The sequence below is a fragment of the Rhodanobacter sp. Root179 genome (assembly GCF_001428465.1).
Taxonomy (GTDB): Bacteria; Pseudomonadota; Gammaproteobacteria; order Xanthomonadales; family Rhodanobacteraceae; genus Rhodanobacter.
The window spans coordinates 1-14,861 of sequence record NZ_LMHR01000050.1; the positions used below are offsets into that span (position 1 = coordinate 1).

Annotated in this window: 14 protein-coding genes; 13 read left to right on the plus strand and 1 reads right to left on the minus strand. The window is 66.4% G+C overall.

Annotated features, from left to right (window positions below; all coding sequences use genetic code 11):
* Positions 1-359: 359 nt before the first annotated feature.
* Both ASD82_RS03420 and glpK read left to right on the plus strand, forming a co-directional pair.
* Entirely contained in the window at positions 360-923 is a 564-nt protein-coding gene (locus tag ASD82_RS03420; RefSeq protein ID WP_056715444.1) for a TIGR00645 family protein, read from the plus strand.
* Positions 924-1,008: 85 nt separating this feature from the next.
* The gene (gene glpK, locus ASD82_RS03425; protein WP_082585225.1) at positions 1,009-2,508 is read left to right on the plus strand and encodes a glycerol kinase GlpK; all 1,500 of its coding nucleotides are present in this window, start codon (positions 1,009-1,011) and stop codon (positions 2,506-2,508) included.
* Positions 2,509-2,566: 58 nt separating this feature from the next.
* Here glpK and ASD82_RS03430 read toward each other — a convergent pair whose 3' ends face one another.
* Positions 2,567-3,502 carry a carbohydrate kinase family protein gene (locus ASD82_RS03430; RefSeq protein ID WP_056715450.1) on the minus strand — a complete coding sequence of 312 codons (936 nt, stop codon included), beginning with the start codon at positions 3,500-3,502 and terminating at the stop codon, positions 2,567-2,569.
* A gap of 275 nt (positions 3,503-3,777) precedes the next feature.
* Here ASD82_RS03430 and ASD82_RS03435 point away from each other — a divergent pair, with 275 nt between their 5' ends.
* The 11 genes from ASD82_RS03435 (at position 3,778) to lipA (ending at position 14,855) form a co-directional block, all read left to right on the plus strand.
* On the plus strand, positions 3,778-4,824 hold the full coding sequence (locus ASD82_RS03435) for a rod shape-determining protein (RefSeq protein ID WP_007810448.1): 1,047 nt from the start codon (positions 3,778-3,780) through the stop codon (positions 4,822-4,824).
* Positions 4,825-4,839: 15 nt separating this feature from the next.
* Entirely contained in the window at positions 4,840-5,787 is a 948-nt protein-coding gene (gene mreC / locus ASD82_RS03440; RefSeq protein WP_056715452.1) for a rod shape-determining protein MreC, read from the plus strand.
* Positions 5,784-6,269, plus strand: coding sequence for a rod shape-determining protein MreD (gene mreD, locus ASD82_RS03445; protein WP_007810444.1), 486 nt, complete (start codon positions 5,784-5,786; stop codon positions 6,267-6,269). Before mreC ends, mreD begins: the two co-directional genes overlap by 4 nt.
* A 16-nt stretch (positions 6,270-6,285) precedes the next feature.
* Positions 6,286-8,265: a penicillin-binding protein 2 gene (mrdA, locus tag ASD82_RS03450; protein WP_056715455.1), complete on the plus strand. Its 1,980-nt coding sequence runs from the start codon at positions 6,286-6,288 to the stop codon at positions 8,263-8,265.
* The gene (gene rodA, locus ASD82_RS03455) at positions 8,262-9,377 is read left to right on the plus strand and encodes a rod shape-determining protein RodA (RefSeq protein ID WP_056715458.1); all 1,116 of its coding nucleotides are present in this window, start codon (positions 8,262-8,264) and stop codon (positions 9,375-9,377) included. Before mrdA ends, rodA begins: the two co-directional genes overlap by 4 nt.
* Positions 9,378-9,473: 96 nt before the next feature.
* The gene (mltB, locus tag ASD82_RS03460; protein WP_056715461.1) at positions 9,474-10,484 is read left to right on the plus strand and encodes a lytic murein transglycosylase B; all 1,011 of its coding nucleotides are present in this window, start codon (positions 9,474-9,476) and stop codon (positions 10,482-10,484) included.
* On the plus strand, positions 10,481-11,389 hold the full coding sequence (locus ASD82_RS03465; protein WP_056715462.1) for a septal ring lytic transglycosylase RlpA family protein: 909 nt from the start codon (positions 10,481-10,483) through the stop codon (positions 11,387-11,389). Before mltB ends, ASD82_RS03465 begins: the two co-directional genes overlap by 4 nt.
* 76 nt (positions 11,390-11,465) lie before the next feature.
* The gene (locus ASD82_RS03470) at positions 11,466-12,719 is read left to right on the plus strand and encodes a D-alanyl-D-alanine carboxypeptidase family protein (RefSeq protein ID WP_056715465.1); all 1,254 of its coding nucleotides are present in this window, start codon (positions 11,466-11,468) and stop codon (positions 12,717-12,719) included.
* On the plus strand, positions 12,719-13,009 hold the full coding sequence (locus tag ASD82_RS03475; protein WP_056715468.1) for a DUF493 family protein: 291 nt from the start codon (positions 12,719-12,721) through the stop codon (positions 13,007-13,009). The genes ASD82_RS03470 and ASD82_RS03475 overlap by 1 nt, the downstream gene beginning before the upstream one ends.
* Positions 13,010-13,166: 157 nt before the next feature.
* Positions 13,167-13,835 carry a lipoyl(octanoyl) transferase LipB gene (lipB, locus tag ASD82_RS03480; RefSeq protein WP_056764574.1) on the plus strand — a complete coding sequence of 223 codons (669 nt, stop codon included), beginning with the start codon at positions 13,167-13,169 and terminating at the stop codon, positions 13,833-13,835.
* Between the two features lie 9 nt (positions 13,836-13,844).
* Complete coding sequence (lipA, locus tag ASD82_RS03485) at positions 13,845-14,855, plus strand: lipoyl synthase (protein ID WP_056715475.1); 1,011 nt, start codon at positions 13,845-13,847, stop codon at positions 14,853-14,855.
* Positions 14,856-14,861 lie beyond the last annotated feature (6 nt).

Genomic DNA, 14,861 nt, shown 5'->3' on the forward strand with positions numbered 1-14,861 from the left:
GCATGCGCCGATGGTAGTGTGGCTTTGCCATGCAAGAGTAGGTCACCGCCAGGGGCTTTATCCAAGAAGGCCTCCCCACCCGGGGAGGCCTTCGTCTTTGTGGCGCTTGAAGTGTTGCTGTGGCGACCGCCGGTCGCGACCCGCAACAGGTCACCGCCAGGGGCTTTACCCTAGAAGGCCTCCCCCATCGGGGAGGCCTTCGTCTTTGAGACGTTTGAACAGTTGCTGTGGCGATCGCAGGTCGCGACCCCGCAACAGGTCACCGCCACGAGGGACAAATTGCCGCAGTATGGAATACGCGAGCGCAGCTTCTTGCGGTGGTCGCTAGAATCGACCGATTCCTCCCATCACGGACCCGCATGACGACTTCCAACCCAAGCCGCCTCGGCCCCTTGTCGTACCTGATCTTCTCTTCGCGCTGGTTGCAGCTTCCGCTTTATCTGGGCCTGATCGTGGCCCAGGGCATCTACGTCGTGCAGTTTCTGCGGGAGCTGTGGCATCTGGTCTCGACCACGTTGTTCCACAACGGCGTCGACGTCGGCGGGGTGGAAAGCGCCGAGGCCACGATCATGTTGACCGTGCTCGGTTTGATCGACGTGGTGATGATCTCGAATCTGCTGGTGATGGTCATCGTGGGAGGCTACGAGACCTTCGTCTCCCGTCTGCGGCTGGAAGGACATCCGGACCAGCCCGAGTGGCTGTCGCACGTGAATGCCACCGTGTTGAAGGTGAAGCTGGCGATGGCGATCATCGGCATCTCCTCGATCCACCTGCTCGCCACGTTCATCAAGGCGCGCAACATGGATGGCGAGACGATCATGTGGCAGATCCTGCTGCATCTGACGTTCGTGGTGTCGGCGGTGGCCCTCGCGTACATCGACAAGCTGACCCAGCCGGTCGGCAAGCACGCCGAAGCACACTGAGCGCGATCGATCGAATCACGGCGACCACCCATCGCGCAGACCAGTTGCTACTCTTGACCGATGGATTCGCGTGAAGGGACGTGCGGTGGAACAGCGTTACATTTTGGCGATAGACCAGGGGACGACCAGTTCACGCGCGATGCTGTTTGACCGCGCCTGCGCGGTCGCCGGATCGGCGCAACGCGAGTTTCGACAGATCTTTCCGCAGCCCGGCTGGGTCGAACACGACCCGCAGGAGATCATGTCGAGCGTGCTGGCGACGGTGGCCGAGGTTCTGGCCCGGGTGCCGGATGCGGCGACGATGTTGGCCGGCATCGGTATCACCAACCAGCGCGAGACCACCGTGGTGTGGGACCGGCACACCGGCAAGCCGGTCTACAACGCGATCGTGTGGCAGTCGCGGCAAAGCCTGACGATCTGCGAGCAGCTGGAAGCGGACGGCTACGCATCACGGGTGCGCGAGAAGACCGGCCTGCTGATCGATGCGTATTTCTCCGGCAGCAAGATCCGCTGGATTCTCGATCACGTCGCTGGCGCCCGTGCCCAGGCGGAACGCGGCGACCTGCTGTTCGGCACGATCGACAGCTGGTTGATCTGGAATCTCAGCGGCGGCGCGCTGCATGTCACCGACATCAGCAATGCGGCGCGGACACTGCTGTTCGACATCCATACCGGCCAGTGGGACGACGAGCTGCTGCGCATGCTGGACATCCCACGCAGCATGTTGCCCCAGGTGCGCTCGTGCAGCGAGGTCTACGGCCATACCGTGGCCTTCCCCGGCGTGCCGGCCGGGGTGCCGATCAGCGGCGTGGCCGGCGATCAGCAGGCGGCGTTGTTCGGCCAGGCGTGCTTTGAACCGGGCATGGCCAAGAACACCTATGGCACCGGCTGCTTCATGCTGATGAACACGGGTACGCAGGCGGTGCCTTCGCGACACGGCTTGCTGACCACCGTGGCGTGGAAGCTGGATGGCGTCGTCGAGTACGCGCTCGAAGGCAGCATCTTCGTCGCCGGCTCGGTGGTGCAGTGGCTGCGCGATGGCTTGCGCATGCTCGAATGCGCCAGTGACTCGCAAGCCTGCGCCGAAAGCGTGGATTCCTGCGAGGGCGTGTACCTGGTGCCGGCCTTCGTCGGTCTCGGGGCACCGTACTGGCGCAGCGACGTGCGGGGCGCGATGTTCGGCCTGTCGCGGGGCACCCGCAAGGAACACGTGGTGCGCGCTGCGCTGGAATCCATGGCCTACCAGTCGCGTGATGTGTTGTCCGCGATGGAGGCCGACGCGGGCATTCCGTTGAAGGAGTTGCGCGCCGATGGTGGAGCGATCGCCAACGACTTCATGGCGCAGTTCCAGAGTGACATGCTCGGTGTGCCGGTGCTGCGCCCGAAGATCGCCGAGACGACGGCGCTGGGCGCGGCGTGTCTGGCAGGGCTGGCCGTGGGGTTCTGGGAAAGCCGTGCGCAGATCGCGAAGTTGTGGCGGATCGATCAGCGCTTCCAGCCATTGATGGCCGAACCCGATCGCGAGCGCCTGTACCAGGGCTGGCGCGATGCGGTGCATGCCACCATCGGCTTTCGCGTGGCCTGAAAAAAGAGGCCCCGGCGGCATGCGCGGGGCCTCGTTCTTCAAGCGGTGATGGCCGGCTTCAGTCGAGCGCGTAGCCGAACTGGTCCAGGAACTCGGCGGCGAAGTCGGCGTAGCCGAAGCGCTGGTTCTGCGTGCCGGGATGTTCGACCTTGAGTGCACCCATCAGCGAAGCCATGCGACCCACGGTCGGCCAGTCCTTGCCGCGCATGATGCCGAACATCAGCCCGGCGCGATAAGCGTCGCCACAGCCGGTGGGGTCGACGATCTGCCGCTCGCGGGCCGGCGGAATGTGGTGGGTCTCGCTACCGACGTGGATGATCGATCCGCGCGGGCCCTGGGTGACGATGTAAGCGGTCACCTTCTGCGCGATTTCGTCGGCGCTCCAGCCGGTGCGTGTCTGCAGCAGCTGCGATTCGTAATCGTTGACGATCACGTAGGTCGACTTGGAGATCATCGAGCGGAACTCTTCGCCGCTGAACAACGGCATCGCCTGGCCCGGATCGAAGATGAAGGGCACGCCGCGTGCGGCGAACTCGTCGACATGCTGCAGCATCGCCTCGCGGCCGTCCGGTGCCACGATCGCAAAATCGATGTCGGGGATGTCGCGTACGTGGTTTTCCTGGGCGCTGGACATCGCGCCGGGATGAAACGCGGTGATCTGGTTGTTGTCCAGATCCGTGGTGATGAAGCATTGCGGCGTGAACTGATCATCGAACACGCGCACGCTGTCCAGGCAGATCCCGCACTGCTCCATGTGCGCACGATACGGCGCGAAATCCTGACCCACCGCGGCCACCGGCAGCGGATCGCCGCCGAGCAGCTTGAGGTTGTAGGCGATGTTGCCGGCGCAGCCGCCGAACTCGCGTCGCATGCGCGGCACCAGGAACGACACATTCAGGATGTGCATCTGATCGGGCAGGATGTGGTTCTTGAACTGGTCCTGGAACACCATGATGGTGTCGTAGGCCAGCGATCCGCAGATGACGGCAGACATGATGCGCGGGAGCCCCTGGGCAGAGAATGGAAAACCGTATCGCCGCGGGACGGCGCAGGCCGCACCGGACGGCCCCGGTCAAAGGGGCGATCTTAACGCCATCCGCCCGGATTGGCGACTTTCTGGCCATCCCCGAAGCTCAGCCTGCGACGCAGAAAACGTGCTTAGGGTCGTGTTGTAGAAGGATTTCTTAACGTTATTGTCCTTGCGCATGCGGGGCACGCTGACTAGACTGGCGAGCTTACTTTTTAACCAGGCCGGACCACGGCGGACTCATGTTCAAGAAGTTTCGCGGGATCTTCTCCAACGACATCTCCATCGACCTCGGCACGGCCAACACGCTGATCTACGTGCGTGGGCAGGGCATCGTGCTGAACGAACCGTCGGTGGTGGCGATCCGCCAGGATCGTGGCCCCGGTGGTCCGCGCACGATCGCGGCGGTCGGTGGCGACGCCAAGCGCATGCTCGGCCGCACGCCGGGCAATATCGCCACCGTGCGGCCGATGAAGGACGGCGTGATCGCCGACTTCACCATGACCGAGGCGATGCTGCAGCACTTCATCAAGCAGGTGCACAAGTCGCGCTTCCTGCGCCCGAGCCCGCGCGTGCTGGTGTGCGTGCCGTGTGGCTCGACCCAGGTCGAGCGCCGCGCGATCAAGGAATCGGCCGAAGGCGCCGGCGCCCGCGACGTGTTCCTGATCGAGGAGCCGATGGCCGCGGCGATCGGCGCCGGCATCCCGGTGCACGAGGCGCGTGGCGCGATGGTGCTGGACATCGGCGGCGGCACCTCCGAGGTCGCGGTGATCTCGCTGAACGGCATCGTCTACTCGCAGTCCGTGCGTGTCGGCGGCGATCGCTTCGACGAGGCGATCATCAATTACGTGCGTCGCAACCATGGCACCCTGATCGGCGAATCCACCGCCGAGCGGATCAAGCTGCAGATCGGTTGCGCCTTCCCGCAAGCCGACGTCAAGGAGATCGAGATCTCCGGCCGCAACCTCGCCGAGGGCGTGCCGCGCATGTTCACAATCAACTCCAACGAGATTCTCGAGGCCCTGCACGAGCCGCTGGCCGGCATCGTGGCCGCGGTGAAGTCGGCACTGGAGCAGACTCCGCCGGAACTGTGTTCCGACGTCGCCGAGCGCGGCATCGTGCTCACCGGTGGCGGTGCCCTGCTGCGCGACCTGGACCGGCTGATCTCCGAGGAAACCGGCCTGCACGTGCAGGTGGCGGACGATCCGCTGACCTGCGTGGCGCGTGGCGGCGGCAAGGCGCTGGAGCTGATCGATCAGCACGGCAGCGACTTCTTCGCACCCGAATAAGGCGAGAGCCTGCTCATGGCGCGTGCGCGCGACGAATCCTCGCCGCTGTTCGCCGGCAATGCCGCGGGAACCCTGCGGCTGATCGTCTACCTGGCGCTGGCCATGGTGCTGATGGTGCTGGACCATCGCAATGGCTGGCTGTGGCGGTTGCGCGACACCGCGTCAGCCGTGGTCGAGCCGGTGTACCGCCTGGCTGGCCTGCCTGCCGTCGGTGTGCGCACGATGAGCGTGGCCTTCGCCGATCGCCAGCGTCTTACCGAACAGAACCAGCGTCTGCGCGAGGACCTGTTGCTGGCGAACGCCAAGCTCAACCGCATGGCGGCCGTGGCGGAACAGAACCAACGCCTGAAGGAATTGCTGGACACGCAGCACAGCCTCGATCTCAACGTGCAGCTGGCGCGGGTCATCGGCGTGGACCTCGGCGCGTATCGCTACCAGTTGACCCTGAACATGGGTGCCCGCGACGGCGTCCGGCCGGGCCAGCCGGTGATCGATGCCCACGGCGTGATGGGGCAGGTCAAGGAAGTTCTGCCAACCACCTCGGTGGTGATGCTGATCACCGATCCGGCGCATGCGATTCCGGTGGTGGTCGAGCGCACAGGCCTGCGCACCGTGGCCTACGGTTCCCGTGACGGCGACGAGCTGGCGCTGCCCACCATCCCGCTGGCGGCGGACGTGCGCGTCGGTGACAAGCTGCTCACCTCGGGCCTCGGTGGCCGCTTCCCGCCCGGCTTCCCGGTCGGCGACGTGCGCTCGGTGGCGCCGGCGCCCACCGGCATGTTCCTGGTCGCGCTGGCGAAGCCGGCGGCGGACATCGACCGCAGCGAGGACGTGCTGCTGCTGCATGACCAGGCCGAACCCGATGGCCCGCCTGCACCGGTCAAGCCGATGGGCCCGCCCAGCCAGCTGGCGCCTGGCGCCAGTGTCGCCGCACCGGCCGCGGCCGGCGAGGTGAAGCCATGAGCCGGCAACGCCTGAGCCAGTGGTGGTTTGCCGGCACCCTGGTATTCGCACTGTTGTCGATGCTGGTGCCGTTGCCCGGCGTGCTGGAGCCGTTCAAGCCGTACTGGCCGGCACTGTTCCTACTGTACTGGTCGCTGGAATCGGAGGACCGGGTCACCCTGGGGCTGGCTTTCATGATCGGACTCGGCGCCGACCTGCTCAACGGCGTGGTGCTGGGCGAACAGGCGTTGCGTCTGTGCGCGCTGGTCTTCATCGCCCTGCGTTTCCGTTCGCGGCTGCGCTTTTTCCCGATGTGGCAGCAGGCGCTGGCCGTACTCGCGCTGTTGTTGAACGACCGCATCCTGCTGTTGCTGGTGCGGCTGCTGGCCGGTGCCTCGCTGCCGCCGGCCAGCTGGTGGATTTCACCCTTCGTCGGCGCCGCCTTGTGGCCGTTCCTGTTCCTGCTGCTCGACGATCTGCGCGCACGGCTGCGGATCCAATGAGACACGAAGCAGTGACATGAGGATCCGGCGATCGATCAAGGACCCGCGTGGCGAAAGCCTGCTGTTCAGGCGTCGCGCCGCGGCTGCCTTCGTGCTGATCCTGCTGGGCCTGTGTCTGTTGCTGGTGCGCTTTGCCTTCCTGCAGGTGGCGCACCACGAGGAATTCGTCACCCGCTCGCAGAACAACCGGGTCAAGCCACGGGCGATTCCCCCGGCGCGCGGCCTGATCTACGACCGCAACGGCGTGCTGCTGGCCGACAACGTGCCGGCGTTCCGGCTGGAAGTGGTGCCCGAGCAGGTCAAGGACATGCCGGCATTGCTGGAACAGCTGGGCCACGTGGTGCCGCTGGACCAGGACGATCTGGACGCCTTCCACAAGCAGCTCAGGCAGAGCCGGCGCTTCGAGAGCGTGCCGCTGAAGCTGCGCCTGACCGAGGACGAGATCGACCGCTTCGCAGTCAATCGCTGGCGTTTCCCCGGCGTGGACGTGGTGCCGTACCTGACCCGGCGTTATCCGCTGGGCGAAATGTTCGCCCATGTCGTGGGCTATGTCGGGCGCATCGACGCCGACGACGTGGATCGCCTCGATCCGGTCCGCTACAAGGGCACCAGCCACGTCGGCCGCAGCGGCATTGAGCGATCCTACGAAGACATGCTGCACGGCACGCCGGGCTACGAGCTGCTGGAGGTGAACGCCGACGGCCGCACCCAGCGCGTGCTGGAAACGCATGCGCCCAAGCCGGGCAAGAACCTCTACCTCAGCATCGACGTGCGCCTGCAGAAGGCCGCCGAAGAGGCGTTCGCCGGCCGGCCCGGCGCCGCGGTGGCGATCGATCCGCGCAATGGCCAGGTGCTGGCGATGGTCAGCGTGCCCACCTTCGATCCCAACCTGTTCGTCAACGGCATCAGCCAGGCCGACTACAGCGCGTTGACCAACGATCCGGAGAAGCCGCTCTACAACCGGGCGCTGCGTGGCGTCTATCCGCCAGGCTCCACCGTCAAGCCGCTGGTCGGCCTGGCTGGCTTGGAGAGCGGCATGCGTACGCCACAGGACACTGTGGTTTCCACCGGCGTGTTCTACATTCCCGGTCAGGCCCGCGGCTATCGCGACGACCAGCGCGGCGGCGTGGGGCGCGTGGACCTGGCCGGTGCGATCGAGCAATCGGTCAACACCTATTTCTACAAGCTCGCCCTGGACATGGGCATCGACAAGCTCAGTGCCTACATGGCCAAGTTCGGCTTCGGCAAGCCGACCGGGATCGACCTGATCGGCGAGTCGGCCGGCGTGCTGCCCTCGCGCGAATGGAAAGCGGCCAACTCCAAACAGCCCTGGTATCCCGGAGAAACGGTCATCGCCGGCATCGGCCAGGGCTTCTGGGCGGTGACGCCGCTGCAGCTCGGCCATGCGATCGCCACCTTTGCCGGTCATGGCATTCCCTACGCCCCACGGCTGGTGATGGCGACCCGCGATGGCGTCAACGCGCCGCTGCAGCCATTGGCCAACCCGCCCAGCGGACCGTCGGTGATTCGAAAGCCGGCCGATTGGGATGCCGTCAACCTGGGCATGGAGCGGGTGATGTATGGCGAGCGGGGCACCGGGCGCACGCTGGTGACCGGCTTCCCCTACCGCCTGGCCGGCAAGAGCGGCACCGCGGAGCGTTACTCGCGCACCACCAATGCCTACGACGACCGCAGCAACCTGGCCTACCTGGCCAGCCGCAACCGCGCCTGGTTCGAGGTCTACGCGCCCGCGGACAACCCGCAGATCGCGGTGGCCGTGCTGCTGGAATCCGGCGCGTGGGGCGCCAGCTCGGCCGGCCCGATCGCCCGCCAGATCCTCGACGCGTGGCTTGCCTCGCACGGCGGCGTGATTCCCGACGCGGAACGCCTGCCGGTGTCGAACGCCGCGTCGGCAAGCGCTCCCGCCGAGGTTCCGAACGACGAGCAGGTCGAGGACATCCCGGCCCAAGCCACCTCAAGCGGAGACACGCCATGATCGAGGTGCTCTACGCGCGTGGCCGGCGCTTCCTGCGGCGGATACTGACCCGGCCCCGGATCGACCTGCCGCTGGCCCTGGGCCTGTTCGTGCTGGCAATCACCGGACTGGTCACGCTGTACAGCGCCGGCGACGCCCACCTGTCCCTGGTCGGCGGCCAGGCCGGTCGCTTCGTGCTGGGCGCAGGCCTGCTGCTGCTGGTGTCGCGCATCCCGCCTTCGGTGCTGCGCAGCTGGACGCCGTGGTTGTATGGCGGCAGCACCGCGTTGCTGGTGGTGGTGGCGATCCTCGGCGAGGGGCGTGGCTCGATCCGCTGGCTCGACCTCGGCTTCATGCGTTTCCAGCCGTCCGAACTGCTCAAGCTGACCATGCCGATGATGGTCGCCTGGTACCTGCACCCGCGCCAGTTGCCGCCGGGCTGGAAGGACATCGCCGTGGTCGGCCTGCTGATCGCGATCCCGGCCGGGCTGATCGCCGAGCAACCGGACCTGGGCACCGCGGTGCTGGTGACGGCCGCCGGCGCCTTCGCGCTGTTCCTGTCCGGCATGGCGTGGTGGCGGATCGGCCTGCTGGTCGGCGCGGTTGCCGGCATGATCCCGGTCGGCTGGCACTTCCTGCACCAGTACCAGCGCGACCGCGTGCTGACCCTGCTCAATCCCGAATCCGATCCGCTGGGCAACGGCTGGCACATCATCCAGTCGCAGATCGCGGTGGGTTCCGGCGGCATCTTCGGCAAGGGCTGGCAGCACAGCACGCAGTCGCGACTGGATTTCCTGCCCGAGCACACCACCGACTTCATCTTCGCGGTGTTCTCCGAAGAGTTCGGCCTGGTCGGCGTGTGCGCGCTGGTGGCGTTGTACGCCTTCATCATCGGCCGCTGCCTGTGGATCGCGATGGAGGCGCGCGATACCTACTCGCGCCTGCTTGCCGGCGCGATCGGCATGAGCTTCTTCGTCTACGTCTTCGTCAACGGCGGCATGGTCGCCGGCATGCTGCCGGTGGTCGGCGTGCCGATGCCGATGATCAGCTATGGCGGCACCTCGGCCGTCTCGCTGCTGACCGGCTTCGGCGTGCTGATGTCGATCCATGCCAACCGCAAGACGCATCTCTGAACCTCGCCAGCGCACCGTCCCGTGCGTGCCCGAAGTTGCGCGCGCCTGCGTGTTAGGCTTTCGTGGACATGGTAATTCTGTGAGCGAAACCACAACATGACAGCCACGCCTGCGCCGCGCCCGGCCCGTTTTCTCGCCGTCCTCAGCCTGTTGTGGGTGGCCGCGCTGACGCCGGTGCTGGCTGCCACCCATCCCGACCAGGCCGAACTGGTGCGCGAGGTGGCGCGGGAAACCGGCAAGAGTCCACAGGCGCTGAATGCGTTGCTGGACGGCGCGAAGATGCAGCAGAGCATCCTCGATGCGATCAGCCGGCCGGCGGAGGGCAAGCCGTGGAAGGATTACCGGCCGATCTTCCTCACCGACAAGCGCATCGACGATGGCGTGGCCTTCTATCGCGAGCACCGGGCGCTGCTGGATCAGATCGGCAGGCAGTACGGCGTGGCGCCGCAATACATCGTGGCCATCGTGGGCGTGGAGACCAGTTACGGCGGCAACACCGGCAAGTACAAGGTGCTCGACGCGCTGGTCACGCTGGGTCTGTACTACCCGCCCCGGGCGAAGTTCTTCCGCGAACAGCTGAAGGAACTGCTGAGCCTGCCGGACAACCACCTGGCCGGCCCGCTGGACACGCTCACCGGCTCCTATGCCGGCGCCCAGGGCTGGGGCCAGTTCATGCCCACCAGCATCCGCGATTTCGCGGTGGACGCGGACCAGGATGGCCATATCGATCTGCAGAATTCGCTGCCGGACATCTTCGCCAGCGTGGCCAATTACTTCGTGAAGCACGGCTGGGTCACCGGTGGTCCGGTAGCGGCGCGCGCGCAACCGGATGCGTCGGCAACACCGCCCACGGTGACCGACACCAGCCCGAAGTGGCCACTGGAGCAACTGGAGGCGTGGGGCTATGCGCCGCTGCAACCGCTGTCGCCGGCCGAACCCAGCAGCCTGCAGACGCTGGAAGGCCCGAACGGGCCGGAATACTGGTTCACCTTCCAGAACTTCTACGTGATCACCCGCTACAACCGCAGTCCGCTGTACGCGATGGCGGTGAACCAGCTGGCGCAGGCCATCGCGGCTGGCGTCGGCCCGGCGGAAGCGACGCGATGAGGCTGGCCCGCGTCGCGCTGGTGCTGGCGGCGGGCCTGCTGCTGGCCGCGTGCGGTGGCCACCGCACGAAGCCCGCTCATCGCGACGGTCATTCGCGGACGTCGCCGTCGAGCCCGTCCCGGACCGCCGGTGACGACCGCTTCGAGGACGACCTCAGCAAGCCGCAGGGCAGCCGCTACCGCGACGGCGAAGACAGCGTGCCGCCGCCACTGGACGTCAGCAAGCTGGTCGAGCCGGTGCCGAAGGTCGAGCCACGCTCGCTGTATGGCAACAAGTCGCCATACAGCGTGCGCGGAAAGAGCTATCGCGTGCTGCCCAGCGCGCGCGGCTACGACGAGCGCGGCATTGCCTCGTTCTATGGCAACAAGTTCCACGGCTACAAGACCTCCAGCCTGGAAACCTACGACATGTATGCGTTCAGCGCCGCCAGCACCACGCTGCCGCTGCCCAGCTATGCGCGGGTGACCAATCTCGAAACCGGCAAGAGCGTGATCGTGCGGGTCAACGACCGCGGCCCGTTCCACGACAACCGGCTGATCGACCTGTCCTACGCCGCCGCGGTGAAGATCGGCATCTGGCCCAAGGGCACCGGCCTGGTCGAAGTGCAGGGCATCGACCCGTCCCGGCCCGGCAAGGAACTGCCGCCGGCGCCCGTGGTCACAGGCTCACATCCCGGCATCTACCTGCAGATTGGCGCGTTCGCCGACGCGGACAACGCCGACCGCCTGGCCCAGCGCCTGCGTCAGGCAAACCTTGGCGCGGTGCAGGTCACCGACGCGGTGATCAACGGCCAGCGCGTGCGTCGGGTGCGGGTCGGGCCGCTGGCCAGCGTCGATCGCGCCGACCAGGTCAGCAGCCGGATCGAAGGCATGGGTCTGCCCCGGCCGCAGGTCGCGGTAGACTGAGCAAGATTTGCGCAACCTTTTCCACCTTGATCGACGCCCGCAACGTCGAACGCCAGACACCGGACTGAACAACACGATGAATTTTTTCCGCCGCACCCTGCTTCCGCTTGCCGCCGTCACCCTGCTGGTCGGCGTCGCCGTCGCCCAGACCCCGCCGCGCCCGTCACCGGTGCCGCGTCCGGTGGTGCCGGAGGCGCCGGTGCCTCCGCCGCCGGACGTCGACGGCAAGAGCTGGGTGCTGATGGATTACGCCACCGGCCAGATCCTGGCCAGCAAGGAGCCGGACCTGAGGCTGGAGCCGGCATCGATCACCAAGATCATGACCGACTACGTGGTCTCGGCCGAGGTCGCCAACGGCAAGGTGCACATGACCGACCCGGTGACCATCAGCGAAAACGCCTGGCGTGGCGGTGGCGCGGGCACCGACGGCTCCACCAGCTTCATGAAGCTCAACAGCCAGGTGCCGCTGAAGGACCTCCTGTACGGCATGATAATCCAGTCCGGCAATGACGCGGCGATCGCGCTGGCCGAGCACACTGCGGGCTCCGAGCAGGCGTTCGCCGGCCTGATGAATGCCTACGCCAGGCAGCTCGGCATGGTGAACTCCAACTTCGAGAACGCCTCCGGTTACCCGATCGCCAACCACTACACCACCGCGCACGACATCGCGATCCTGTCGCGCGCTCTGATCCACGATTTCCCCGACGACTACGCGATCTCCGCCATCAAGGAGTTCGAGTGGAACGGCATCAAGCAGCACAACCGCAACACCCTGCTGTGGCGCGACCCCAGCGTCGACGGCATCAAGACCGGCCACACGGCCGCCGCCGGCTACTGCCTGGCCGCCTCGGCCAAGCAGGGCGAGTCGCGGATGATCGCGATCGTGATGGGTGCAAGCAGCGAGAAGGCGCGCGCGGATTCGGCGATGGCCCTGCTCAACTACGGCTTCCGTTTCTACGAGACCCACAAGCTGTATGAAGCCGGCAAGCCGCTGGCCACGCCGAAGCTGTGGAAGGGTGCGTCCAACCAGTTGCCGTTGGGCGTCAACGAGAGCGTGCAGGTCACCGTCAAGCGCGGCCAGTACGACCAGCTGAAGGCCACCATGGACATCCCCGCCACCCTGATCGCCCCGTTCACCAAGGGTCAGCAGGTGGGCACGCTGCACATCACGCTGGACGGCAAGCCGGTGCAGAACGTACCGCTGGTGGCGTTGGCCGATGCACCGCAGGGCGGCTTCTTCTCGCGCCTGTGGGACAGCATCATGTTGTGGTTCCACAGCGACAAGAAGGCCGACGCCGAGGTGCCGGCCAAGAGCACGGACGCGAAGTAATGCAGCCGATCGACTTCACCAAGGCGAAAGAGGAAGGCAAGGGCTTCGAATTCCCCGGCGAGTTCGAGATCACCGCGGTGGGCAATTCCAGCGCCAACCTGCCCAGCCACGTGCCGCAGCTGCTGGAGCGCGCCGGCCTGCGCGTGCTGCATGAAACCGTGCGGCACCGGCACTCCGGCGCCGGCAACTATGTCTCGGTCACGGTCAGCTTCCATTGCGAAAACCGCGAGCAGTACGAAGCGGCGCATCACGCGCTGCGCGCCGATCCGGACATCCGCTACACGCATTGAAGGGAGGGATCGGCGAACGGAGTGGGGCGCACAATTTTCATGCCGCCCTGCGCTGATCGGCTCGGTTTTGCCATGCGTCCTTGACTCTCTGTGCAACGCCTCCAACTTTCCCGTTTCCCGTTTCCCGTTTCCCGTTTCCCGTTTCCCAAGGTTCCCCATGTCGTTGCCGCTGAAAATCCGTCGCCTCGGTCGCCAGCCCTACGCGGCGACCTGGCGGGCGATGAGTGCGTTCACCGACAACCGCACCGCGGACACGCCCGACGAACTGTGGCTGCTGGAGCATGACCCGGTGTTCACCCTGGGCCAGGCCGGCAAGATGGAGCACGTGCTGGCGCCGGGCGACATCCCGGTGATTCCGGTCGATCGCGGCGGCCAGGTGACCTATCACGGGCCGGGCCAGATCGTCGGCTATCCGCTGATCGACCTGCGCCGGGTCGGCGTTGGCGTGCGCGAGCTGGTCCACCGGATCGAGCAGTCGCTGATCGATACGCTGGCGCACTGGAACGTCAGCGCCGCGCGCCGCGAAGGCGCGCCGGGTGTCTACGTGGACGAGGCCAAGGTTGCTGCACTGGGTCTGCGCGTGCGCCGCGGTTGCAGCTTCCACGGGCTGGCCTTCAACGTGGCCATGGACCTGGAGCCGTTTCACCGCATCAACCCTTGCGGTTACAAGGATCTGGCGGTCACGCAACTGCTAGACTTGGGCGGCCCTTCAAGCCTGGCCACGGTCGAGGACGTGCTGGTGGCGCAGTTCTGTCGCCAGTTCGGTTTCGTAGCCGAGCCTGCAGCTTCCCTATTACCCGAACTCCCCGCGCGCGCGGCGGTCTGAGCTTTCTACATGAGCGAATCACCCACATCGTCGACCCGGGTCATCCCGATCACCGTGGTCGGCAACGCCCCGGCCGGTGAAAAGCAGCTGGGCAACGACAAGATCGCGCTGAACCGCGCCGGCTTCGACACTGCCGTGCCGACCCTGCGCAAACCGTCGTGGATCCGGGTGCGTCTGCCCCAGGGCAACGCGGTGCAGCAGCTGAAGGCGCGCCTGCGCGAGAACTCGCTGGTCACCGTGTGCGAGGAAGCGTCCTGCCCGAACATCCACGAATGCTTCAGCAAGGGCACCGCCACGTTCATGATCCTGGGCGAGGTGTGCACCCGGCGCTGCTCGTTCTGCGACGTGGCGCATGGCCGCCCGCTGCCGCCGGACACGCTGGAGCCGGCGCGACTGGCCGAGACCATCCGCGACATGCGCCTGAAGTACGTGGTGATCACCTCGGTCGATCGTGACGACCTGCGCGACGGCGGGGCCGAACATTTCGCCGCCTGCATCCGCGCCACGCGCCACGCCAGCCCGAACATCCGGATCGAGATCCTCACCCCCGACTTCCGCGGCAAGGGCCGCATGGAACGGGCGCTGGAGGTGCTCAAGGATTTCCCGCCGGATGTGTTCAACCACAACCTGGAAACGGTGCCGCACCTGTACCGCGAGGTGCGTCCGGGCGCCGACTACCAGTGGTCGCTGGACCTGCTCAAGCGCTTCAAGGCGCAGCATCCCGACGTGCCGACCAAGTCCGGCATCATGCTCGGCCTGGGCGAGACGTATGACCAGGTGATCGAGACGCTGCGCGATTTACGCGCCCATGACGTCGAGATGATCACCATCGGCCAGTACCTGCAGCCCACGCCCCACCATCATCCGGTGGTGCGCTACTGGACCCCCGAAGAATTCGACATGCTGCGCGAAGCCGGTGAGGCGATGGGCTTCCATCACGTCGCCTCCGGCCCGCTGGTACGTTCGTCCTACCACGCCGACCTGCAGGCCCATGCAGCCGGTGTCACCGAGACAGCCTGAGAGCCT

Bases quoted from the DNA above. Each gene is read 5' to 3' on its own strand.
- ASD82_RS03420 (WP_056715444.1), top strand. From the start codon at position 360: ATGACGACTTCCAACCCAAGCCGCCTCGGCCCCTTGTCGTACCTGATC.
- ASD82_RS03430 (WP_056715450.1), bottom strand. From the start codon at position 3,502: ATGTCTGCCGTCATCTGCGGATCGCTGGCCTACGACACCATCATGGTG.
- ASD82_RS03435 (WP_007810448.1), top strand. From the start codon at position 3,778: ATGTTCAAGAAGTTTCGCGGGATCTTCTCCAACGACATCTCCATCGAC.
- mreC (WP_056715452.1), top strand. From the start codon at position 4,840: ATGGCGCGTGCGCGCGACGAATCCTCGCCGCTGTTCGCCGGCAATGCC.
- mreD (WP_007810444.1), top strand. From the start codon at position 5,784: ATGAGCCGGCAACGCCTGAGCCAGTGGTGGTTTGCCGGCACCCTGGTA.
- mrdA (WP_056715455.1), top strand. From the start codon at position 6,286: ATGAGGATCCGGCGATCGATCAAGGACCCGCGTGGCGAAAGCCTGCTG.
- rodA (WP_056715458.1), top strand. From the start codon at position 8,262: ATGATCGAGGTGCTCTACGCGCGTGGCCGGCGCTTCCTGCGGCGGATA.
- mltB (WP_056715461.1), top strand. From the start codon at position 9,474: ATGACAGCCACGCCTGCGCCGCGCCCGGCCCGTTTTCTCGCCGTCCTC.
- ASD82_RS03465 (WP_056715462.1), top strand. From the start codon at position 10,481: ATGAGGCTGGCCCGCGTCGCGCTGGTGCTGGCGGCGGGCCTGCTGCTG.
- ASD82_RS03470 (WP_056715465.1), top strand. From the start codon at position 11,466: ATGAATTTTTTCCGCCGCACCCTGCTTCCGCTTGCCGCCGTCACCCTG.
- ASD82_RS03475 (WP_056715468.1), top strand. From the start codon at position 12,719: ATGCAGCCGATCGACTTCACCAAGGCGAAAGAGGAAGGCAAGGGCTTC.
- lipB (WP_056764574.1), top strand. From the start codon at position 13,167: ATGTCGTTGCCGCTGAAAATCCGTCGCCTCGGTCGCCAGCCCTACGCG.
- lipA (WP_056715475.1), top strand. From the start codon at position 13,845: ATGAGCGAATCACCCACATCGTCGACCCGGGTCATCCCGATCACCGTG.